Origin of the sequence: Gilvimarinus algae (assembly GCF_030518215.1) — a bacterium.
In the GTDB taxonomy this organism is placed as follows: domain Bacteria; phylum Pseudomonadota; class Gammaproteobacteria; order Pseudomonadales; family Cellvibrionaceae; genus Gilvimarinus; species Gilvimarinus algae.
This window is the reverse complement of the sequence record NZ_JAULRT010000060.1, coordinates 430,960-453,734: the sequence shown is the minus strand read 5'-3', so window position 1 is coordinate 453,734 and position 22,775 is coordinate 430,960. Positions and strand designations below refer to the sequence as shown.

Genomic DNA, 22,775 nt, shown 5'->3' with positions numbered 1-22,775 from the left:
AGCAATGAGCATTAGAGAGAGCTCACTGGACGTACACAGCGCCGTCAGCCGAACACATGTCGGGGCAGGTGACTATTACCTTGCACCGCTTAGGCGCGGCCAGACTCTGCGTATTCTCGACACGCACGGCAACCAGGCGGCAGACACCCTGTTCTTCAATGCAGCGGATGTCACCGAGCGCTACAGCGCCATGGACACGTTGCGCGAGCAGGGCAATGTCTACTTAAGCGCAGGCAGTGTACTGCGCTCCAGCTTGAATAACCCCATGCTGGAAATCACTGCCGATACCTGCGGCAGACACGATACCCTCGGAGGCGCCTGCGCCACGGAAAGCAACACCGTGCGCTACGATCTTGAGAAGCGCTGCATGCACGCCTGTAGAGACAGCTGGATGCTGGCCATTGCCGAGCACCCGGAGTACGGGCTAAGCAAAAGAGACATCACTCACAACATTAATTTTTTTATGAATGTGCCCGTTACCCCGGAGGGCGGATTGAGTTTTGAAGACGGTATTTCCGCACCGGGAAAATACGTGGAAATGACCGCACTGATGGACGTGCTGGTATTGATGTCTAACTGCCCGCAACTGAACAACCCGTGCAACGGCTACAACCCGACACCGGTAGAAATGATTATTTGGGACTAAATACCTGCCGCGGGGGACGACCCCTGCCCGAGCAAGGCAGCTTCCGGGACGACCCGCCGGAGTGAAATTATGTTTAATAAGGTTCTAATTGCCAACCGTGGCGCCATCGCCGTTCGCATTATCCGCACACTACAACAAATGGGTATCGAGTCTATCGCGGTTTATGCCGACGCAGATGCCGACAGTTTGCATGTACGCCAGGCAGACGCGGCCTTTACTCTCGGCGAAGGCGGCGCAACCGACACCTACCTCGACCAAGACAAAATACTGCAAATTGCCCAGCAGTGCGGTGCCGATGCCATCCATCCAGGCTATGGCTTTCTGAGCGAAAACCCGACCTTTGTCAAGCGCTGTGAGAGTCGGGGAATTGCTTTTATCGGCCCCACAGCTCAACAGATGGATACCTTCGGCCTTAAGCACACCGCTCGCACTGTAGCCGAGCAAAATGACGTGCCTCTGGTACCGGGCACCGGGCTTCTGGACTCGCTTGAGGATGCCATAGCGCGGGCACACGAGATAGGCTTTCCGGTTATGCTGAAAAGCAGTGCCGGGGGCGGCGGCATTGGTATGCACTTGTGCCTGAGTGAAGACGATCTCAAAAACAGTTTCGACTCTGTGCGCAAACTGGGTGCCAATAACTTTTCCGACGATCGCGTTTTCCTAGAGAAGTTTATCGATAGAGCAAGGCACATTGAAGTGCAGGTATTTGGTGACGGTGAAGGTAAAGCCGTTGCCATTGGCGAGCGCGACTGCTCAAGTCAAAGGCGCAATCAAAAAGTCATTGAGGAATGTCCCGCTCCCAATCTGCCGGACTCGGTTCGACACGCCATGCACGATACCGCAGCGCGCCTCTTGGGCGCTGTCAGCTACCGCAGCGCCGGCACAGTCGAATATATCTACGATGCCCTTGAGGAGCACTTCTACTTTCTCGAAGTCAACACCCGCCTGCAGGTGGAGCATGGCGTCACCGAAGAAGTCTGGGGGGTGGACCTCGTCGCGTGGATGATTCGTCTGGCAAGCGGCGAACCCATAGATATTGAGAAGGAATTCTCCCAACTAAAACCCGTGGGTCACGCCATTCAGGTGCGACTCTACGCTGAAGACCCGGCCAAGAACTTTCAGCCCAGCGCGGGGCTTCTGAGCGAGGTCAGCTTTCCCATCAACGAGCGCAGTGACGAAAAAGTCGTGCGTATTGATCACTGGATAGAGTCCGGCCTGGAGGTGTCGCCTTACTTCGACCCCATGCTCGCCAAAGTCATTGTTAAAAGCCACAACCGTGACGCAGCCATTGCACTGTTATCGAAAACACTGCAAGACAGCAGTCTCTACGGCATAGAGACCAACAAAGCGTACGTGACAGAACTTTTGGCCGAGCCGATCTTCCTCAAGGGCGATATCACCACCCGCTACCTGAACGAACGCGGCTTTTGTGAAGCTCGCATCGATGTCTTGTCAGGCGGCACACAAACCACTATTCAGGATTTCCCCGGCCGCAGCGGTTATTGGCATATCGGCGTTCCCCCTTCTGGCCCATTCGACAACTATTCGTTTCGCCTCGCCAATCGACTGCTTGGTAACGATGCTAGCGCCGCCGCTTTGGAAATCACCGTGGCGGGCCCCAGCCTAAAATTTGGTTTTGACACCCAGTGCGCGCTCGCCGGCGCCGATATCGAGGCCAAGCTCGACGGTGTAACGCTCAAGAACTGGGCAGTTTTTTCAGTTAAAGCCGGTCAAACACTGACTTTGGGCCGAGTCAGTGAAACAGGCGCGCGCGCCTACCTAGCGCTGGCCGGAGGCATAGCGTGCCCGCTTTACCTGGGCTCGCGCTCGACCTTTACCCTAGGTCAGTTTGGCGGCCACAATGGTCGCGCACTGTTGGCCGGTGATGTGCTTCACTGCACTGAAGCCCCGCCAGTAAAAATCGCAGAACTTCCCGATGCGTTAAAACCGGCCATTGGCAATCACTGGGAACTGCGCGTTATCTACGGGCCACACGGAGCACCTGATTTTTTTACCGGCGACGACATCGACGCCTTCTTCACTACCGATTGGGAGGTGCACTACAACTCCAGCCGCACTGGGGTACGACTGAATGGGCCCAAACCGCAGTGGGCTCGCACCACTGGCGGCGAAGCAGGTATGCACCCGTCTAATATTCACGACAATGCCTACGCTTTTGGTACCGTGGATTTCACCGGCGACATGCCCGTCATTCTCGGCCCGGACGGACCGTCTCTCGGTGGTTTCGTCTGTCCGGCAACGGTCATTTCCGCCGATCTTTGGAAACTTGGCCAGCTACGCGCGGGGGATAAAATTCGTTTTGTGCCGGTTACGGTAGACACGGCTGTTGGTATTGAGAGAACGCAAAACCTAACTATTGCACATCTTGCACCCGCAAACGGCGAGTCGTCAGAGCTCTGTCTAGATTCTCTGTCATCTCCGGTGGTGGCAACCATGCTCGCTGACGAAGTCGGTGAAGCGGTGAATTACCGCGTTGCCGGCGATCACTTTTTACTGGTGGAGTACGGCCCGCTGCAGCTGGATATCAAGCTGCGCTTTCGCGCCCATGCACTGATGCGATGGCTCGAGCAAAACCCGGCACCGGGCATGCGCGAACTGACACCCGGCATTCGCTCGCTACAAATCCACTACGATAGCCAGCAAATATCTCTGAAGCAGCTGCTTGTGCATTTGCAAAAAGGCGAAAAGCACCTCGCCACCCAAATTGCCGAGTTAAGCTTGCCCTCGCGCATTGTGCACCTGCCTCTATCCTGGGATGACGACGCCTGTCGCGAAGCCATTGCCAAATATGAGCAGAGTGTGCGCCCCGGCGCACCCTGGTGCCCTTCAAATCTGGAATTCATTCGCCGAATCAATGGCCTGGAAAGTATCGAGCAAGTAAAGCAGATCGTATTTAACGCCTCTTACCTAGTTATGGGTCTTGGGGATGTTTATTTGGGCGCACCGGTCGCAACGCCGATGGATCCGCGCCATCGCTTGGTAACCACAAAATACAACCCCGCCCGCACCTGGACCGCGGAAAACTCCGTCGGTATTGGCGGCGCTTACTTGTGTGTGTACGGCATGGAGGGGCCGGGAGGCTACCAGTTTGTGGGGCGCACCCTGCAAATGTGGAATCGCTATCGAAAAACAGCGGAGTTTGACCAGCGTTGGCTGCTTCGCTTTTTCGATCAGATACGTTTTTATCCGGTAGAAGCCGAGGAGCTAAAGCAAATGCGTCGCGACTTTCCGCGCGGGCATTACCCGATACGCATTGAGCCCACCGAGTTCAGCCTGTCGGATTACGAGCGGTTCCTTACCGAGCATCAAGCCGACATCGACCGCTTTCAGGCCCTTCGACAACAGGCGTTTGACGAAGAGCTCGAGCGTTGGCACGCAGACGGACAGTTTAACTTTACCCCCGTAGAGCAAAAGGAAACCGATAGTGAGTTGGACATGGCGGACGGCGACATTCCCGTGGACAGTTCCGTCTCGGGCAGTATCTGGCAAATCAAGGCAGAGGTGGGTGAGAACGTACAAGCCGGTCAAACCCTGCTGGTGCTGGAGTCCATGAAAATGGAAATAAACATTACCGCCCCGGCCGCCGGGCGTGTGAAGCAGATTCTAAAAGCACCGGGAAACGGCGTAAAACCCGGTCAGACCCTGGTACTGCTGGAGCCAGGCGAATAAAAAAAGGGGCCCAGAAGGGCCCCTGCAACACAGTGGGACAAGGGTTATTCGAGCGTTTCAGTGATCACCGTGTCGATCACATGAATCACACCATTGTTGGTGTAAATATCAAAGGTGGTGATGTTGGAACCTTGCACCTGCAACATGCCATCAACCACTTCAATGGTGACGTCCTCGTCAGCGGCGGTATTGACGCTGGTGCCATTAAGGGTAAAGGCCGTTACCGAGTCCACTGCGGCACCTTGGATAACGTGCTGCAACAGGACATTGGTCAGGGCCGGCACATCCATGATCAGGGCATCCAATGTGGCGCTGTCGATTTTGTCAAAGGCCGCATCCGTGGGCGCAAAGACGGTAAACGTCTCACTTTCGTCAGCCAAGACACCATCAAGATTCGCAGCCTGCAGAGCACTTACCAAGGTGGTGAAATTACCAGCCGCTACCGCCGTCTCAACAATGTTGCTATCGGGCATGCCCATCTCGGCAGGCGGCATAATCACTTGGTCGATGACGTGGATGACGCCGTTATCTGCCATGACATTAGGCTGGGCCACAGTCGCGGTGTTGATGTAGAGGTTGTCATTGTTGAGCGACAGAGCGGCCATGTCGTCGTTACCCATGGTGATCTTAGGCATATCCGAACCGGCAACCGTAATCGCCGCATCGGCCAGTACTTCGCCACCCACAATCACGTGGTACAACAGAATATCGCTGAGGGTATCGGTATCGGCCAGCAGCGCATCAATCGTGTCCTGGCCCAGGGTAGCAAAGGCGTCGTCCGTCGGGGCAAAGACGGTAAACTCGCTGTCAAGGTCTGCCAGCACTGTATCGAGTCCAGTCGCCTGAAGAGCGGCAACAAGCGTATCGAAGCTTCCCGCCTCCATGGCCACATCGACAATTGACTTGGGTGGTGCCGGCAGTTCGACGTCGCCGACAATGACAGTGTCGATTACGTGGATCACGCCATTGGTGGTGTATATGTCAGACATGACAACTTCAGCTCCACCGACGGTGAGCATGCGATCGACGATATCAACCATCACCTCAGCGCCGCTGGCTGTCTCGACGGCTGTGCCATTGGCAGCGTAGGCATCCACGGAAGTGACCTCAGCACCGCTGATCACGTGCTGAAGCAGAACCGCTTGCAGAGCTTGCTGATCATTGAGCAGCGCGTTGATGTTCTCTTCACCGACCATGGCAAACGCGTCATCAGTCGGGGCGAAAACCGTAAAGGTCTCGGCTTCATTGGCCAGGGTGGTATCCAGATCCGCCGCCTGCAGGGCCGCTACCAAGGTTGTGAAGTTGCCGTTATCGACGGCCGTCTCGACAATATTCATGCTCGGCTCGCCGCGCTCGGCCGGAGGCATCAGCACCGCGTCGATCACGTGGATAATGCCGTTGTCTGTCTCGATATCGGTCATGGTTACCATCGACAGATTCACCAGCAAAGATTCGCCTTCAAGAGACAGGCCCACTCGCTGACCGTTGGCCATCTCTACGGTTGTCCCCGCGCTTGCAACAGCTGCCTCAGCGTCTACCTCAGCATCCGCTATTACGTGATAGAGCAGAATATTGGAAAGTGTGTCGGTGTCCGCCAATAAACCATCAATGGTGTCCTGCCCCAACAGGGCAAAGGCGTCATCGGTGGGAGCAAAGACCGTAAAGGTCGCGTTTTCGTCGTCCAGGGTTTCATCGAGTCCTGTTGCTTCGAGCGCTGCCACCAAGGTGGTGAAGTTGCCGTTGGCAACCGCCACATCGACAATTGTCTCTGCTTCAGGAGGGGGTGGGGGATTGTGATTATCGTCGTCATCGCTACCACAGGCCACAAGGCCAAAGGTCAGAGCGACTATTAGTAAGTACCTCAATGTTGACTTATTCATCTTGCTTCTCCTGCAAAAAGTACGAGGTTGTTAGTGCAGGCGGAGGTACGCACGTCGAACGACGAGAGATCAAAGAAAACGCTATTGTGAGAGTTTTTTCAATAAATCGATCGGAATTTTTGATCAATGCAGACGCGGCCAGCGTATAGGTCGAAACGCTCCGCTTCAACCCTGCCGAAAAATGTCGCATTTTTCATCAAGATTTCCATCGGCGCCTCCCCACCCTTCCCATGCTATGCTAGTGATCCGCAGGCGCCACTTAGCCGTATAAACGACCGAAAAACCACGGTCAGGAAACGAGGCAGAACATGGCGCCCCCAAAAGCAGTGACGTCCAAGGTCAGATCTATGAGCACCGATTCCGGTGACAAGAGCCAATCCGATGCGCAGTACTGGGCTGAGTTGCTCCACCTCGTCGCCCGGGACAGAGATCGAGAGGCTTTTCGCAAGATATACGATTACTTTGCCCCGCGTATCAAAGCCTATGCCATGAACCAGGGGATCAGTCAGCAGGCTGACGAGCTGGTTCAGGAGGTCATGACCAGTGTCTGGCGCAGTGCGGACAAGTACGTGGATTCACTGGCGTCGGCCTCGACCTGGATTTTTACCATCACCCGCAATCAAAGGATTGATCTGTTGCGCAAGATGGGGCGTATGAAGGCAGAAATTAACGTCGAAACTGAAGATCTCTGGCAGATACCCACCGAAGACAGCACCGTGCGTTCTATTCAGGCACTGTCGGCGGAAAAGCATTTACGCCAGTCGATCGGGGAACTGCCTGAAGAGCAGATGATCGCCGTTAGAAAAGTGTACTACGAAGGCAAAACCCATCAGGAAGTCGCTGAAGAATTGAACGTGCCTCTGGGTACGCTCAAAGGACGGCTGCGGCTGTCCATGCAGAAGCTACGCCTGATGTTAGAGACTAAAGAGCTATGAGCAAACATCATCCAGATGAAGTCACCTTACTGGATTATTCAGCCGGGACGCTGGCCATGCCACAGTCACTCGCCGTGGCTATGCATTTGTTTTTGTGCGACAGCTGTCGCGCTCAGGTGAAAAAACTGAACTCCCTCGGCGGCGCTCTGCTTGAGCAGAGCGAACCTCGGCAGGTCAAAGTGCGCGATTTCGACCAGTTTATGGCCGGAATCGACAAAGACGGGCCGGGTGAGTCGGCATCGGCCATAGAGGTGCCTCAAGCCAGCGCGCTGCGTAACCCCCTGCACGGCTTTCTGCCCAAACGCCTGGAAGATATTCAATGGCGCCAGCAGACGCGCGAAATTGCTGAGTACGACCTGACTGAGCGCCTTGGCGTGTCGGGGTTTCGCATCGGCCTGCAGAAAATCAGCGCTGGCGCGCGCGTGCCCGAGCACACCCACAAAGGGCGGGAACTGACAGTGGTACTGAGCGGCGGATTTTCCGATGAGCTCGGTGTGTACCACGAGGGCGATTTCGTCAGCCGCGATGGCAGCCACCAACACTCGCCCACGGCGCTGCAAAATGAAGACTGTATCTGCCTGACGGTACTGGATGCGCCGCTGCGTTTTCTCGGGCTTTACCGCCTGCTTAATCCGTTTATGCACTGGTCCTGATTCAGGATAAAAAAAAGCCCGCGCAGCTCTCGCTGCGCGGGCTTTTTTGCTTTAAGAGTCTCAGCGCTCGCCGGACTCTTCACTCGCTTCAGCGGCCGGGTCAGACTCGGCCGGCGCTTGTTCGCCGCCCTCTTCTGCCTTGGCCTCTTTGATCGACAGTTTGATACGGCCGCGCTGATCTACGTCCAGGCACTTGACACGCACCACCTGCCCTTCTTGCAGGTAGTCGGTCACGCTATTGACGCGCTCATCAGCGATTTGCGAAATATGCACCAGACCATCCTTGCCCGGCAAGAAATTCACAAACGCACCGAAGTCGACAATACGAACCACTGTGCCTTCGTAGATTTCACCAATTTCCGCTTCGGCCGTAATGCCCATAATACGATCCACGGCAGCCTGCAGTGCGCCCGTATCATCGGCGTAGATTTTCACGGTACCGTCGTCGTCGATATCAACCGATGCGCCCGTTTCTTCGGTAATAGAGCGGATAGTCGCACCACCTTTACCGATGATGTCGCGGATCTTATCCGGATTCACTTTGATGGTTTCAAAGCGCGGGGCATTGTCGCTCACTTTGGCGCGCGACTCGGCGATCACCTTGTTCATCTCACCGAGAATGTGCAAACGAGCCCGCAGGGCCTGCTCGAGGGCGATCTCCATGATCTGCTCGGTGATACCTTCGATCTTGATGTCCATCTGCAAAGCGGTGATGCCCGATGAGGTACCAGCCACTTTAAAATCCATATCGCCCAGGTGGTCTTCATCACCGAGGATGTCGGTGAGAACGGCGAACTTGTCGTCTTCTTTCACCAGACCCATGGCGATGCCGGCTACCGGCGCTTTCAGGGGTACACCGGCGTCCATCAGTGCCAGTGAAGAACCACAGACAGAGGCCATGGAGCTCGAGCCGTTGGACTCGGTAATCTCACTGACCACACGCATGGTGTAGGGGAAGGACTCAGCGTCGGGTAGCACAGCGGCGATACCGCGGCGTGCCAGACGACCGTGACCAATTTCGCGACGGCCAGTGGCGCCCATGCGACCACACTCACCCACAGAGTAGGGAGGGAAGTTGTAGTGCAGCATAAAGGGATCTTTACGCTCGCCTTCCAGCGCATCAATAATCTGCGCATCGCGGGCGTTGCCCAAAGTCGCCACGACCAGCGCCTGAGTCTCACCGCGGGTAAACAGTGCCGAGCCGTGCGCTTTGTTCAAAACGCCCACCTCTACATCAATGGCGCGAACGGTTTTCTGATCGCGGCCGTCAATGCGCGGCTCACCATCGACAATGCGGCTGCGGACAATGGCTTTCTCCACTTTACCGAAGACCTTTTTCACGTCTTCTTCAGAGACTTCGCTACCTTCTTTCACCAGCTCAGCGACGGCCTGAGAGCGCAGCTCTGACAGACGATCGTAGCGCTTGGCTTTGTCGGTAATGCGATAGGCCACACCAATAGACTCAGAGAACCCATGCTCAATAGCCTGACGCAGCTCGGCGTTTTCCGCCTCTGGCTGCCAATCCCACTTGGGCTTGCCAGCGTCGCGAGCCAACTCGGCACACGCTTGGACAACGGCTTGCATTTCCTGATGGGCAAAGAGAACCGCGCCCAACATAATGTCTTCGGGCAGTTCGTTGGCCTCTGATTCAACCATCAGCACCGCTTCCGAGGTGCCGGCAACCACCATGTCCAACTCAGAAGACTTGAGCGCTTCATAGCTCGGGTTGAGCAGGTAGCCGCCGTCCTGGGTGTAGCCCACACGAGCCGCACCGATCGGGCCGCTGAACGGAATACCGGACACCGCCAGTGCCGCCGAGGTGCCGATCATGGCCGGGATGTCCGGATCCACTGATTTGCACGTCGACATAACCGTACAGACAACCTGTACCTCGTTCATAAAACCGTTGGGAAACAGCGGACGAATTGGACGATCGATCAGGCGCGAAGTGAGCGTCTCTTTCTCTGACGGACGACCTTCACGCTTGAAGAAGCCACCGGGAATCTTGCCGGCAGCGTAGGCTTTCTCTTGATAGTGGACCGACAGCGGGAAAAAGCCCTGCCCCGGTACCGCTTCTTTGGCGCCAACAACCGTACACAGCACGCTTGTCTCACCCATGGTCACCATCACCGCACCAGTGGCCTGGCGCGCGATGCGACCGGTTTCCAGAGTTACGGTTGCGTCACCATACTGAAATTTCTTAATAATCGGATTCACTCTTTTATCCTTTACTTGCAAATAGTGCGTTTTTCTCTTCTACGCAGCTTCAGATAACCTACAGGTATACAACAAAAAAGTGCCCGCAGCTGCGGGCACTTTGCAATTAGCGGCGCAGACCCAGTTTTTGAATCAGTGCAGCGTAACGGCTGGTATCTTTCCCTTTCAGGTAGTCCAGCAACTTACGACGCTGGTTTACCATGCGGATCAGACCGCGGCGGGAGTGGTGATCCTGCTTGTGACCGGCAAAGTGGTCTTGCAACTTGTTGATGTTGTGGGTCAACAGGGCAACCTGCACTTCCGGTGAACCAGTGTCACCCTCTGCTTGTTGATACTCTTTTACGATGTCGGATTTTTCTTGTGCACTCAGTGCCATAATCATTACCTCAAACAATATGCGTGAATTACAGCCGTACCCGTGCATATTTACAGGCAGGCCAGGCTATCCGCCCGCCACAGCAGGCGTTTTGCCCAGGGCAAGAGCCCGGGACAAATTCTGTTGTTAGCCGGTGGCGGTCGCCACCAAGCGTTTGGGCGCCACACGCCCTTCATCGATAGTGGCAACGCCTAAAAAATCGCCACTTTCACAAAAGACACGCACCATATCACCTTCTTGGCCGACGCGATAGACCTGCGCGTCCATTACCGGGTTACCCCGGCGGAAATAGTGGGCCGAATCCGCACTCAGGTGCACCGATGCCAAGTGGTCCACAGGGGTGTCCACGGGCAGTAAGTGATGATCCAGTGTTTCGGCACGACCCTCGCCACGCTCGGCATCCAGCGCCTCCAGGGTGACACACTGGCTCTCATCAAAACCACCAGTGAAGGTACGCCGTAGGGCGCTCACATGCCCCCCAACGCCCAGCCGCTCACCCAAATCCTCGGCCAGAGAGCGTATGTAGGTGCCCTTCGAGCAGTGAACCTCAACATCCAGCTCGGCGCGCTCGCCCGGGCGGAAAGCCAGCAGGTGATACTCCATGATCTCCACCCGGCGCGCCTCGCGGGTCACTTCAAGCCCCTGGCGCGCCAGCTTGTACAGAGGCTGGCCATTTTGCTTGAGAGCCGAGTACATGGGCGGCACCTGATCGATTTCCCCCAGAAACTCATCCATGGTTTCACGCAGCTGAACGGACTCGACCGCCGCTGCACTGACCACCTCCAGGACTTCGCCCTCGGCGTCTCCGGTAGCGGTTTTTTCGCCCAGGACAAAGGTCGCTCGGTAGGTCTTGTCGGCATCCAGCAAGAACTGGGAGAACTTGGTAGCCTCGCCAAAACAGACCGGCAAGACACCGGTGGCCAGTGGGTCAAGGCTTCCCGTGTGCCCGGCCTTGGCGGCAAAAAACAGGCGCTTAGCCCGCTGCAGGGCGTGATTGGAGCTCAGCCCCAGGGGTTTATCGAGCAGTAATACGCCATCGATGGCGCGGCCCTTACGCTTGCGGCCCATCAGCTGTCCTCGTCGCCACCTTTTGCCTTGTCAGCGGCTACCGCCCTGTCAATCAGGCTGGACAATTCCTGACCACGCACTGAGGTATGGTCATAGTAAAACTGCAGGCGGGGCACCGTGCGCATGTTCAGCTCTTTCGCCAGCAACGTGCGCAAAAAACCTGAGGCATTGTTCAGTACCTCGGCGCTCTCGCGCCCGGAGGTCTCAGTACCGCCCACCAGCGTAATGTACACCTTGGCGTAAGCCATATCCCGGGACACAGTTACGCTGTTGATATTCACCAGTCCCACTCGCGGGTCGCGGATTTCCTGCTGGATCATATTGGCCAGATAGCGCTGAATGGCATCGCCCACTCGATCCGCGCGGAAAAATTCTCTGGGCATCTCTTCACCTGCTCTTAAACGACAAAGCCCCGACGCTGACAAGCGCCGGGGCGATTGAAGAAGCGCGCCGACTTACAGCTCTCGCGCCACTTCCTTGACGTCGAAGACCTCAATTTGGTCGCCGACTTTCACATCATAGTTCTTCACGCCGATACCACACTCCATGCCATTGCGCACTTCGTTGACATCGTCTTTGAAGCGACGCAGCGATTCCAGCTCGCCCTCAAAGATCACCACATTGTCGCGCAGAACCCGAATAGGCTTATTGCGGTATACCGTACCCTCGGTGACCATACAGCCTGCCACCTGGCCGAACTTGGGTGAACTGAACACTTCGCGAACATCGGCAATACCGACGATCTCTTCCACACGCTCTGGGTCGAGCATACCGGAGAGCGCGCTTTTCACATCATCCAGCAGTTGGTAAATAATGCTGTAGTAGCGAATCTCAACGCTTTCCTGCTCTGCCAGGCGGCGGGTGCTGCCGGAGGCGCGAACGTTAAAGCCGACAACGATAGCGCCGGCCGTCAGGGCCAGGTTGACGTCGTTATCGGTAATACCGCCCACACCGGAAGAGACCACTTGCACCTCCACCTCGTCGTTGCCGATATCCGCCAGCGAGGCGAGAATTGCCTCCAGCGAACCACGCACGTCGGCTTTGACCACCACGGCAAGTACTTTCTTCTCACCGCCGTCCATACCGGCAAACATGTTTTCAAGTTTAGCCGCTTGCTGGCGCTGCATACGCTCTTTACGCTCTCTCTCGGCGCGGAACTCAGCCACCTCGCGAGCCTTGCGCTCATCTTCCAGCACGACAAACTCATCGCCGGCACTGGGGGCCGTATCCAGCCCCAGAATTTCGACGGGCGACGAGGGCCCCACCGACTGAACCTGCTGGCCCAGCTCGTTGGTAGCAGCACGCACGCGGCCGTAACTCTGACCGGCCAGCACCAGATCCCCGTGTTTGAGGGTCCCCTGCTGTACCAGCAAAGTGGCCACCACACCGCGGCCCTTATCCAGGCGCGATTCGACCACCACACCTTGAGCCGGCGCATCGGCGACTGCCCTAAGCTCCAGCAGCTCAGCCTGCAGAGACACAGCTTCCAGCAACTCATCGATACCGGCACCGGTATGGGCCGAGACTTCAACGAACTGAGTGTCGCCACCCCAATCTTCCGGGATCACCTCTTTGGCCACCAGTTCATTCTTCACCCGATCAGGATCAGCGGATTCCTTATCGCACTTGTTAATAGCGACTACCAATGGCACGCCCGCGGCGCGCGCGTGGTTGATGGCCTCCTCGGTTTGCGGCATCACGCCGTCGTCGGCAGCGACCACCAGGACAACCACGTCGGTACACTGGGCACCGCGCGCGCGCATGGCGGTAAAGGCGGCGTGACCGGGGGTATCCAAAAAGGCGATTTCACCCTGGCTGGTTTTTACCCGATAGGCACCAATGTGCTGAGTAATACCACCGGCTTCGCCGGCAGCGACCTTAGCCTGGCGAATATAGTCCAGCAGTGAGGTTTTGCCGTGGTCAACGTGGCCCATGACCGTCACCACAGGTGCTCTTGGGAGCGCCTCGCCGTCTACGCGGACATGCTCTTCCAGGCGGGTTTCAATATCGTTTTCACTGACAAGCTTGGCGGTGTGCCCCATTTCTTCAACCACCAGCTGCGCCGTTTCCTGGTCGAGCGGCTGGTTGATATTGGCCATCACCCCAAGCTTCATCAGCTGTTTGATCAGCTCGCCACCTTTAACCGTCATGCGCTGCGCAAGGTCGGATACCGAAATGGTTTCCGGCACTTCAACTTCATGCACGATTTTCTGGGTGGGCTTTTTAAAGCCATGCTTGTTGGAGGCTTTGTGCGCGGCGCGGCCGGCACGACGACGCTGCATAAACGCCTGATCCACATCGTCCTCTGCCAATTCATAGAGGTCAGCCTTGGATGACTTCTTCGGGCCCATACCTTTTTTGCCCGATTTGCCTGCACGCTTGGGACGCGGTGACTCGTCGTCTTCAAACTCTTCACGGCGCTCTTTTTTGCGCCCGTGCTTGGTATCCGGCTTGGCCGGCGCAGGAGCCACAGCGGCAGGATCTGCCGCCGGCGCTGCCTGTTCGGTGGATTTTTTCTCGGCGTTGCGCTTTTCTTCCAAGGCTTTGAGCTCGGCCTCGCGGGCGGCTTCTTCGGCCTTACGTCGTTCCTGGGCGGCACGGCGCTTCTCTTCAATGTCATCGACAAACGAGCTGCGCGCCGGCTCAGCGGGCGCCTCTTCGGTAACGGCATCTACAGCAGTTTCACTGGCCTCGGACTCAGTGGCTTCGGGCTCTTCGACGGGCTCAGGCTCAGGGGCAGGCGCACTGGCAGCGATGGCTTCGGGCTCCACTGCCGCTTCCAGCTCCGGCGCCACCAGTGTTTCTTCCACTTCCGGCTCTTCATCGACAGACTTGCGCTTCACGTAAGTGCGCTTTTTCCGCACTTCAACGTTGACTGTCTTACGGCCGCTGCCACTGCCAGCTTTGAGCGTGGTTGTGGTTTTGCGCTTGAGCGTAATTTTCCGCGGCTCGGATTCGGACTCGCCTCCGTGGCTACTTTTCAAATAAGCCAACAACTGTTGCTTCTCTTCATCAGAGACCAACGCATTCTCAGTGGTATGCTGCAGCCCGGCTTCCTGCATTTGTTTAAGCAGTCGCTCAACGGGGGTTCCCACTGATTTAGCGAGTTCGCTTACTTTAACTTCTGCCATTACATTTCCTCAGTTTCGAATTTTGCCTACATCACCATTACTCCGACTGGACCATCGGTGAGACTAGGCAAACCAGGGCTCTCTGGCTTTCATAATCAGTGCCGCGGCGCGCTCCTCATCCAAATCACCTATGCCCAACAGGTCATCTATCGCCTGCTCAGCAAGATCTTCCATGGTGACGATTCCGCGGCTGGCCATAGCAACGGCCAGTTCTTTGTCCATACCTTCCATATTGAGCAGGTCATCGGCAGGTGCTGCACCTTCGAGCTGCTCCTCAGAGGCCAGTGCCTGAGTCAGAAGCGCGTCTTTGGCGCGAGCACGTAGCTCTTCAGCAACATCCTCGTCAAAACCTTCAATGGAGGCGATTTCATCAAGCGGTACATAGGCCACTTCTTCAATGGTGGTAAAGCCTTCTTCCACCAGTACTTGGGCGACATCCTCGTCCACATCCAGCGCATTCATAAATACCTGAATGTACCCGCCGGTTTCCGCCGCCTGTTTGTCTTCCCACTCGGCAGTGCTCATCACGTTGATGTCCCACTCGGTCAGCTCACAGGCGAGACGGACATTCTGGCCACCGCGACCAATGGCCATGGCGAGATTTTCCTCGGCGACTGCAAGGTCCATTGAGCCGGCGTCTTCGTCGACCACAATTGACTCGATTTCCGCCGGTGACATGGCATTAATCACGAACTGGGCAGGGTTATCATCCCACAGCACGATATCCACACGCTCATTGCCCAACTCGTTGGAAACCGCCTGCACCCGGGAGCCGCGCATACCCACACAAGCGCCCACAGGATCAATGCGGCCATCGTTGGTGTTAACCGCAATTTTGGCCCGAAGGCCGGGGTCGCGAGCGGCGCCTTTGATCTCGATAATGCCTTCGGCGATCTCTGGCACTTCAATTTTAAACAGCTCAATCAGCATTTCTGGGCAGGAGCGGCTCAGGAACAGCTGCGGGCCGCGAGCCTCAGAACGCACATCTTGCAACAAGGCACGCACGCGGTCGCCCATACGGAAAATTTCGCGCCCGACAAGCTGATCGCGCGGCAGGAGCGCCTCGGCATTGTTGCCAAGGTCTACAATGATACTGTCGCGAGTGACTTTTTTCACGGTGCCGTTAACCAGCTCGCCCACGCGGTCGCGATACTCGTCCACCATTTGCGCGCGTTCGGCTTCACGAACCTTCTGCACAATCACCTGCTTGGCGGTTTGCGCGGCGATCCGACCAAACTCGACGTTTTCAATTTTTTCGCGGTAGATATCGCCCACCTTCAGGCTGGTATCAACTTCGGCGGCCTCCTGGGTGGTCAATTGGGTCCCCAGCTCGGCAAGCACATCATCGGCCACCACCTCCCAGCTGCGGTGGGTTTCATAATCACCGGTCGCGCGGTCGATATTGACCTCGATGGTTGAGTCCTCTTCAAACCGCTTTTTGGTGGCCATCGCCAGAGCGCTTTCAATAGCTTCAAAGATCACTTCCTTGTCAACGCCTTTCTCGTTGGAGACGGCATCAGCGACCAGCAAAATTTCTTTGTTCATGAGTTTGCCTCGTTCAACTCCTGTTTCCGACCGGCTTAGCGATCAGAACTGGGGGACTATATTCGCTTTTTCAATGGATTCTATTGGCAGCAGGTACTCTTCATTGTCCACAGCCACCACAACATCGCTATCTTCGATGCCGGTTAAGACACCCTTAAACTTGCGGCGCCCGTCGAAAGGAACGCGCAATTTTACTGCCACCACCTGACCCACATAACGGGAAAATTGATCCAGGGTGTAGAGCGGCCTATCCATACCCGGAGAGGACACTTCGAGCATGTACTCCCCAGCGATGGGGTCTTCGACATCCATCAGAGCACTCAACTGACGACTGACTTTTTCGCAGTCTTCAACCATCACGCCCTCGTCTTTGTCGATGAACACGCGCAAGACTTTGTTCGGGCCACCGGTGACATACTCGACACCCCACAGCTCACAACCAAGCGCCGTCACCACTGGGGCGAACATATTCGTCAACCGCTCTTCCAAAGACGCCATAAGAACCCCCGACTCTTCAACACCCGGCGGGTCTCACCACCGATAACACCGCCCGCCAGAAACAAAAAATGGGCCCAAGGCCCACCTTTGTTACAGCACCACAGTCGTCTGCGGCAGTGGCACCCCACTGACTTTCAGATACAAAAAAGCCCCTTGCAGGGGCTCCGGAAGCGCCTATTCTAACGGCGCCGGGCTGCAGGCTCTATACACTAGAACATACCAGCCTGTTATGCCAGCAGCTCGTCTCTGCATGGCGGGCCACCTGCTGTGGCTTACCAGCCCCTTGGGGCTGACACCGACGGGCGTCGCCTGAGACACCCGTTTACGTATTTGGTAGCGGGGGCTGGATTCGAACCAACGACCTTCGGGTTATGAGCCCGACGAGCTACCAGGCTGCTCCACCCCGCATCATCAACTCAGCAAAGGATGTGTGATCCCCCAACCGAGGTCGCGCATTATAGGGAGACATATGACAGGGGTCAAGGCCGATTTCATTTTTCTTAACAGAACCGTCAATGACACCTACTCGGCAATCCCCCTATAATCAGGGGCATCCACAAGTTCTCAAAAGGAGTTCCCATGTTTTTCGCACAAAATAGATTCTCGGGAAAAGAAAGATCTTCAGGCCTTAAGCGTAACAAAGCGTCGCGCCCGATACTGTGCGCTCTGGCACTTGCCGGCGCCTGCCTCGCACAGGCTAGCTTGGCGGCCGACAAGGCGCAGGTCTACTTTATTAGTCCGCAGAATGGCGATGTGCTCAGCAATCCGATTACCGTCAAATTTGGCTTGAGCGGCATGGGCGTCGCACCCGCCGGCATTGAGGTTAGCAATACCGGGCATCACCATTTGCTGATTGATGTAGCCGAACCTCCGAGGGCGGGCACCACTATCCCCGCCGATGACCGGCACCGCCATTTCGGCGGCGGCCAAACGGAAACCACTTTGAACCTAAGCCCCGGCGAACACACACTGCAACTATTGGTGGGCGATCACCTGCACCGCCCGCACGACACCCCGGTCATGTCGGAAAAAATCACCATTACGGTAAAGTAGTATCGCAAGGGGGTCGCTGGCCTCAGACGACCCCGTGCTGCCAGGCTATGAAATAGCTGAAACCGCTCATCAACACCAACAAGAGCAAGATGCTTGCAAACAGCGTCCAGACCTTAAAGGGTTTGCGCTCGACGCTATTAACGCCGCGATGAATCACCCGCTCGACACGGGCCTGATCCTCAGGTGTCAGTTTACTGGCCATATAATCCTCACACTTGCAATTGGCAGGCAGAGATTACCAGCAAATCGGCAAAGGTGTTAAAGAATAAAGACCCTAGACTTGCTGACTCAGCAGCTGACCGCTGCCGGTGGGGGACTCGATAACGCCGATCTCGATAAGGCGGCGATTAATATCAATATTGCGGGCACTGATTTCGGCAAATTCGCGCGCACGCTCTTCACGCTTGCGCTGTTCCTGCTCAGCCTCTTCACGCTGTTGTTCGCGCAAGCTTTGGGTGTCCTGCGAAGGAGCCTCGCCCTCAGAACGCTCGGCTCGGGCGCGTTCGGCCTGCTCACTTTCCAAACGCCGCTCTTCGCGCTCCTGAGCGGCAAGCTCAGCACGCGCCTGCACCTCAAGCTGAGTCGCCTGCGCCGCCACCCTGCGATCTTGTGGTGAAGGCTCAGCCGGCGCACTCGCAGCGCGCTGGATTTGCTCGGCTTTTTCAATCGTTGCCTCGGGGTTACCGGGCACCGGACTAGTGTCGATGCTCACCTCGCCCGAGGTGGCGTAATTGACGCCGTCCGGCCCGCGGGTGTACTCGTAGCGCGGCGCTCCGGCGTACTGGCCACCCACAGCAGCGTGGGCACGCTCATGGGCTCTCACCTCGCGGTCACGTGCAGCGAGCTCGCGAATGGTGTCCTGCACTTCTTCCTGCTCACGCCGCTCGGCGGCCGCGCCGTCACCCTCTGCCGGTGACCGCTCAGAATCGCGCGGCGCGATGCGGGTGCGCTCGCGCTCTTCGACCTCTGCCGCCCGCTCGTCGGGCGAGCGGCGATTCTCATTGCGACCGGACTGGGCGCTTTCCTCCAGAGGCTTAAAGGGCGAACTTTTCAGCTCGGTGTTTTCTTCACTCACAGCCTGACGCCCCAGCGGCGCATAGGGCGTCACTGCATTGGCGAAATTTGAGGGCAGTGAATTGATCACATCATAGTCCCAAAAATCAAGCCCGCTGATCAGGCATTGATATCAAGCAAGGTGCCGATGGTCTCGTCGGCGGCTTCAAGCACCCTCGCCGAACTGTCAAACACCTGCTGCTGGGCCTCGATATTGATCAGAGGCTCCACAATACTCTGGGTTTGATCACCTTGAGCGGCGCGAGTGATCTGCTCGGCGGATTTTACGATCTCCGCGCGCGAACTCTGAAGCCCTATCAGGCTTTGGTTAACCACTGAACCGACGTCCATCACACACCTCACACCAGACTTGTTCGACACACCGGGCAAGCGCACTGACACTTCTCACCCAATTACACTTATTCCATAGTTTAGCGCCAAGCTAGTACAAAAAACAACCAGAACATGGCGCGTAAAACACCAAAAATAAGAATACTTGGGGCTAAGAAGGGGCTAAACCAGCGTATTCCCTTATATAGGTATACGATGAGAATCCAGCAGCGGACGCGGGTGGTTGATGTGGTTCATTCCGTCACGTTTAGCCATATGGAACACTAGACACTCAGTAAGCTATCAAGATCGAGATAGGGCGCCAGATCCGGCGCCTCGGTGGCAGGCAGGTAGGGCACGGTGCCGAGACAGGGCGCGGCCAGACGCCCTTTCAAGGTGGCGATATTCTCCTCAATGCACAGACTCTGCGGATCCACAAGATTGGCTACCCAGCCGGCCAGCCTGAGGCCATCGCGCTCAACGGCCTCGGCCGTCAGCAGCGCGTGATTGAGACAGCCTAACCTCACCCCGACCACCAGAATAACCGGCAGCTCCAGGGCCATAGCCAACTCTGCCAGCGTCTCGCGCTCATTCAATGGCACCCGCCAGCCACCGGCCCCCTCTATCAAACTAAAGTCGGCCCGGCGTGCCAAGAGCGCGCGGGCCGCGGACACCAACTTCGCCAAGGACAAAGAGACACCCGCCTGATCGGCGGCAATATGCGGCGCGATCGCCGGCTCCAGCGCCACTGGGTTAACGACCTGATACGCCAGCGGCGGCTGACACTGTGCCTGCAGGCGCACTGCATCATCGTTGCGCAGCCCTACGGCTGTTTGCTCGCAACCGGCCGCCACCGGCTTGAGGGCCGCCGTGCTCAACCCCCGCTTCCGCGCGAGATAGAGGAGCGCTGCAGCGACTCGCGTCTTACCCACATCGGTATCGGTTCCCGTCACAAACCACTGGCTCATACGCCCCCCCAGGTGGCGGTGACATAAGCCACCTGATAGGTCACAGGCAACCCTTGATCGTTTCGGTAACGCTCATAGGCCTGCTCCAACGCTGCCAGACGGTGCCTACCGGTCAGACCACGAGGCCTGCCAGTGTTGACATTGTGAGCGCCCAGCCCCTTGAGCTCACTGCTCAACGCGCGAAGGCTGTCGCAATAAAGCACACAGCGCTCTTGCTCCACCTGAATCTGGTTAAATCCGGCCTGCGCCAGAGCCTCAAGCAGACGCTCAGGCGGCACAAACCGATTAACGTGCACATAGCCGTCAACCACTTGCCAGGCCGCCTGCAACTCGGCGAGCGTTCCCTCGCCAAGAGTCGCGAGACATAGGCGCCCGCCGGGACGAAGGACACGGTGCAACTCACTGGCAAGGCGCTCCAGGCGCTCACACCACTGAATCGCAAGACTGGAAAACACCAGATCGATGCTCTCTGCGGCCAGCGGCAGAGACTCGGCATCGCCGCACACCCAGGCATCCGCCGCGCGCCCCGCGCGACGAGCGTGTTTGAGCATGCCTTCCGCCAGGTCAAGGGCAACCAGGGTTGTCGCACCCGAACGCTCACGTAAAGGTCCGAGAAACAGCCCCGTGCCAGAGCCGAGATCGAGAGCGGTCTCCACCTCTGGGGGCAACTCTGATAGTAAACGCTCACCTACCTGCCTTTGCAGGCGTGCCGATGCATCGTAGCTGCCCGCAGCGCGACTGAATGAGCGCGCCACCCAGTGTTTATCCAGCGAGTTATTGCCAGCCTCGCGGACGAAAGTCTGTAGCCTGGCCGCGACAAAATCTGGGCGATCCAAGTGCAGGGCGTGCCCAGCACCGGCCACCACCTCTATGTGAGCCGAAGGGGCCAAGCCAGCCACGGCGGGGCCAGCCGACACGGGCACCAGCGCATCTGCCTCACCGAAAAGATGCAACCGGGGCACGGTGAGTTCAGCCAGTGCCTTGCGCATATCGCGACTGGCAAGGTACTCAAGGGCTTCGGACCAGCAGTCCGCGCGCGGCTCAGCTAACGGACAACTCATCTGCTGCAGCGTGCGGGCGAGTGGACGAGCTTCACGCCCGCCCTGGGCCGCCAGGGCGCAAAAGCGCTTTACTGTCGCGGCCGGCGCGCAGGCAAAGCCTCTGTTAAAGGCGAGGTTAACATCGGGGGCCATAGCCTCTGGCCAAGTATCGCTGACCACAAACCGGGCGTTGGTGGCCAGCGTCGCCAGGGCCGTAACCCGCTCGGGATAGCGCGCGGCGTAATCCACCGCGAGCACCCCCCCAAGCGACCAGCCAATCAAAACCGCTCGCGGAGGAAGGTGCTCGGCGAGACAATCAGCGAGCACGTCGGCGCGATACTCCACCGGCGTAGATTCGCCAAACCCCGGCAAATCCAGGCACCAGACATCGGCCAGCGCACGCAAAGGTTCGACCAGTGACGCCATACTGGCACGATCGAAGCCCCAGCCGTGCAAGAGCACAATAGGGTCAGAGGGAGAAGATGCCAGCGATGGATAGAGCGCTTTGCCAATCAAGACGCCACCACCGCTTTAACGCGCTCTAGCGCCGCTAGCAAGCCTTCGACTTGCGCGCGACTGTGCGCCGCAGTGAGCGTCACCCGCAAACGGGCTCTGCCCTCGGGCACCGTTGGCGGGCGGATCGCACTCACCCAAAAGCCCTCGTCCTTCAGTGCCTGCGAGAGCGACAGGGCCGCCGCATCAGACCCCACCACTATAGGCTGAATGGCCGTCTGTGAAGGCATGAGGGCATAGCCGAGCGACTCGACCCCCAAACGAAACTGCTCGATCAGAGCCCGCAGGTGGTCGCGGCGCCAACCCTGCTCACCGGCTAGGCGCAAGCTCACGCGGGTGGCGGCGGCTACGGCGGGGGGCAGCGCCGTGGTATAGATGTAACTGCGCGCCAACTGAATCAGCGCCTCTATCAAACGCTCTGAGCCCGCGACAAAGGCACCAAAGGTACCCATTGCCTTACCGAGGGTACCCATCAGTACGGGCACCTGAGCCTGACTCAAACCAAAATGTTCTACCGAGCCTCGGCCGCCCGCACCAAGACACCCCAGCCCGTGGGCGTCGTCTACCATCAGCCAGGCACCGTGCTCAGCAGCCATGTCCGCCAGTTCCGCCAGCGGCGCCAGATCGCCATCCATACTGAAAACGCCATCGACCGCAATCAGCGCGCGGCGGGCCTGCGCCGCTGCTAGGCGAGTACGCAAAGAGGCCAAATCATTGTGCAAGAAACGGCTGAAGCGCGCGCCACTGAGGCGCCCCGCATCCAGCAGCGAGGCGTGATTGAGCTTGTCCTGGATAATCGCATCGCCACGCCCTACCAGCGCAGTGACCGCACCCAGATTGGCCATAAACCCCGTGGAGAAAACCAGAGCACGTTCGCGCCCACAAAAGGCGGCCAGCTCCTGCTCCAGCGCGTGGTGTTCTGCCGAGTGACCGCATACCAAGTGCGAGGCACCACTGCCCGCCCCCCAGTCGCCAGCGGCCTGCGCCAGGGTCGCAGCCACATCGGGGTGCGCGGCAAGCCCTAGATAATCGTTGCTGCAAAATGCCGTATAGCGACAACCATCCACCTCGAGCTCAGGCCCCTGAGCCGAGCCGATGTGCGGGCGCGAGCGATAGCGGTGCAGCGAGCGGCGCTCATCGAGCACCGCCTGAAGGTGTTGATCGAAGGGGTTCATGTAG

At 57.6% G+C, this 22,775-nt stretch carries 19 protein-coding genes and 1 tRNA gene; 5 read left to right on the top strand and 15 right to left on the bottom strand.

The genetic code is table 11. From position 1 onward, the window contains the following. Window positions 1-4: 4 nt before the first annotated feature. Both QWI16_RS14610 and uca read left to right on the top strand, forming a co-directional pair. The gene (locus QWI16_RS14610; RefSeq protein ID WP_302714179.1) at window positions 5-646 is read left to right on the top strand and encodes an urea amidolyase associated protein UAAP2; all 642 of its coding nucleotides are present in this window, start codon (window positions 5-7) and stop codon (window positions 644-646) included. Between the two features lie 69 nt (window positions 647-715). Further along, window positions 716-4,336, top strand: a complete 3,621-nt coding sequence (uca, locus tag QWI16_RS14605; RefSeq protein WP_302714178.1) for an urea carboxylase — start codon at window positions 716-718, stop codon at window positions 4,334-4,336. Between the two features lie 44 nt (window positions 4,337-4,380). On the opposite strand, the gene QWI16_RS14600 is transcribed toward uca, so the two are convergent. Next, window positions 4,381-6,216 carry a fasciclin domain-containing protein gene (locus QWI16_RS14600; protein WP_302714177.1) on the bottom strand — a complete coding sequence of 612 codons (1,836 nt, stop codon included), beginning with the start codon at window positions 6,214-6,216 and terminating at the stop codon, window positions 4,381-4,383. Window positions 6,217-6,563: 347 nt separating this feature from the next. Here QWI16_RS14600 and QWI16_RS14595 point away from each other — a divergent pair, with 347 nt between their 5' ends. Next, complete coding sequence (locus QWI16_RS14595; RefSeq protein WP_302714176.1) at window positions 6,564-7,151, top strand: sigma-70 family RNA polymerase sigma factor; 588 nt, start codon at window positions 6,564-6,566, stop codon at window positions 7,149-7,151. Further along, window positions 7,148-7,804: a ChrR family anti-sigma-E factor gene (locus QWI16_RS14590; RefSeq protein WP_302714175.1), complete on the top strand. Its 657-nt coding sequence runs from the start codon at window positions 7,148-7,150 to the stop codon at window positions 7,802-7,804. Before QWI16_RS14595 ends, QWI16_RS14590 begins: the two co-directional genes overlap by 4 nt. 60 nt (window positions 7,805-7,864) lie before the next feature. Here QWI16_RS14590 and pnp read toward each other — a convergent pair whose 3' ends face one another. The 8 genes from pnp to QWI16_RS14550 form a co-directional block, all read right to left on the bottom strand. Continuing rightward, the gene (pnp, locus tag QWI16_RS14585) at window positions 7,865-10,021 is read right to left on the bottom strand and encodes a polyribonucleotide nucleotidyltransferase (RefSeq protein WP_302714174.1); all 2,157 of its coding nucleotides are present in this window, start codon (window positions 10,019-10,021) and stop codon (window positions 7,865-7,867) included. Window positions 10,022-10,127: 106 nt separating this feature from the next. After that, window positions 10,128-10,397, bottom strand: coding sequence for a 30S ribosomal protein S15 (gene rpsO, locus QWI16_RS14580; protein WP_302714173.1), 270 nt, complete (start codon window positions 10,395-10,397; stop codon window positions 10,128-10,130). Between the two features lie 126 nt (window positions 10,398-10,523). Then, window positions 10,524-11,465: a tRNA pseudouridine(55) synthase TruB gene (gene truB / locus QWI16_RS14575; RefSeq protein ID WP_302714172.1), complete on the bottom strand. Its 942-nt coding sequence runs from the start codon at window positions 11,463-11,465 to the stop codon at window positions 10,524-10,526. Continuing rightward, window positions 11,465-11,848: a 30S ribosome-binding factor RbfA gene (rbfA, locus tag QWI16_RS14570; protein ID WP_302714170.1), complete on the bottom strand. Its 384-nt coding sequence runs from the start codon at window positions 11,846-11,848 to the stop codon at window positions 11,465-11,467. Before rbfA ends, truB begins: the two co-directional genes overlap by 1 nt. Before the next feature lie 72 nt (window positions 11,849-11,920). Then, on the bottom strand, window positions 11,921-14,596 hold the full coding sequence (infB, locus tag QWI16_RS14565; RefSeq protein ID WP_302714169.1) for a translation initiation factor IF-2: 2,676 nt from the start codon (window positions 14,594-14,596) through the stop codon (window positions 11,921-11,923). Window positions 14,597-14,659: 63 nt separating this feature from the next. Beyond that, complete coding sequence (gene nusA / locus QWI16_RS14560) at window positions 14,660-16,141, bottom strand: transcription termination factor NusA (RefSeq protein WP_302714168.1); 1,482 nt, start codon at window positions 16,139-16,141, stop codon at window positions 14,660-14,662. A gap of 42 nt (window positions 16,142-16,183) precedes the next feature. Next, the gene (gene rimP, locus QWI16_RS14555; protein ID WP_302714167.1) at window positions 16,184-16,639 is read right to left on the bottom strand and encodes a ribosome maturation factor RimP; all 456 of its coding nucleotides are present in this window, start codon (window positions 16,637-16,639) and stop codon (window positions 16,184-16,186) included. Window positions 16,640-16,970: 331 nt separating this feature from the next. Further along, window positions 16,971-17,047: transfer RNA gene (locus tag QWI16_RS14550), tRNA-Met, on the bottom strand. Window positions 17,048-17,218: 171 nt separating this feature from the next. Between QWI16_RS14550 and QWI16_RS14545 the strand changes: the two genes are divergently transcribed. Beyond that, a complete protein-coding gene (locus tag QWI16_RS14545) occupies window positions 17,219-17,692 on the top strand; it encodes a DUF4399 domain-containing protein (RefSeq protein ID WP_302714166.1) in 474 nt (157 codons plus the stop codon). A gap of 22 nt (window positions 17,693-17,714) precedes the next feature. On the opposite strand, the gene QWI16_RS14540 is transcribed toward QWI16_RS14545, so the two are convergent. The 6 genes from QWI16_RS14540 to bioF all read right to left on the bottom strand — a co-directional run bounded on the left by QWI16_RS14540 (window position 17,715) and on the right by bioF (window position 22,771). After that, on the bottom strand, window positions 17,715-17,894 hold the full coding sequence (locus QWI16_RS14540; protein ID WP_302714165.1) for a DUF3094 family protein: 180 nt from the start codon (window positions 17,892-17,894) through the stop codon (window positions 17,715-17,717). A gap of 72 nt (window positions 17,895-17,966) precedes the next feature. Beyond that, entirely contained in the window at window positions 17,967-18,836 is an 870-nt protein-coding gene (locus QWI16_RS14535; protein ID WP_302714164.1) for a putative metalloprotease CJM1_0395 family protein, read from the bottom strand. Between the two features lie 29 nt (window positions 18,837-18,865). After that, window positions 18,866-19,096: a hypothetical protein gene (locus tag QWI16_RS14530; RefSeq protein ID WP_302714205.1), complete on the bottom strand. Its 231-nt coding sequence runs from the start codon at window positions 19,094-19,096 to the stop codon at window positions 18,866-18,868. Window positions 19,097-19,359: 263 nt separating this feature from the next. Continuing rightward, window positions 19,360-20,043 carry a dethiobiotin synthase gene (gene bioD, locus QWI16_RS14525; RefSeq protein WP_302714163.1) on the bottom strand — a complete coding sequence of 228 codons (684 nt, stop codon included), beginning with the start codon at window positions 20,041-20,043 and terminating at the stop codon, window positions 19,360-19,362. Further along, window positions 20,040-21,599: a malonyl-ACP O-methyltransferase BioC gene (gene bioC, locus QWI16_RS14520; protein ID WP_302714162.1), complete on the bottom strand. Its 1,560-nt coding sequence runs from the start codon at window positions 21,597-21,599 to the stop codon at window positions 20,040-20,042. Before bioC ends, bioD begins: the two co-directional genes overlap by 4 nt. Then, on the bottom strand, window positions 21,596-22,771 hold the full coding sequence (gene bioF / locus QWI16_RS14515) for an 8-amino-7-oxononanoate synthase (protein WP_302714161.1): 1,176 nt from the start codon (window positions 22,769-22,771) through the stop codon (window positions 21,596-21,598). The genes bioC and bioF overlap by 4 nt, the downstream gene beginning before the upstream one ends. Window positions 22,772-22,775: the final 4 nt, after the last annotated feature.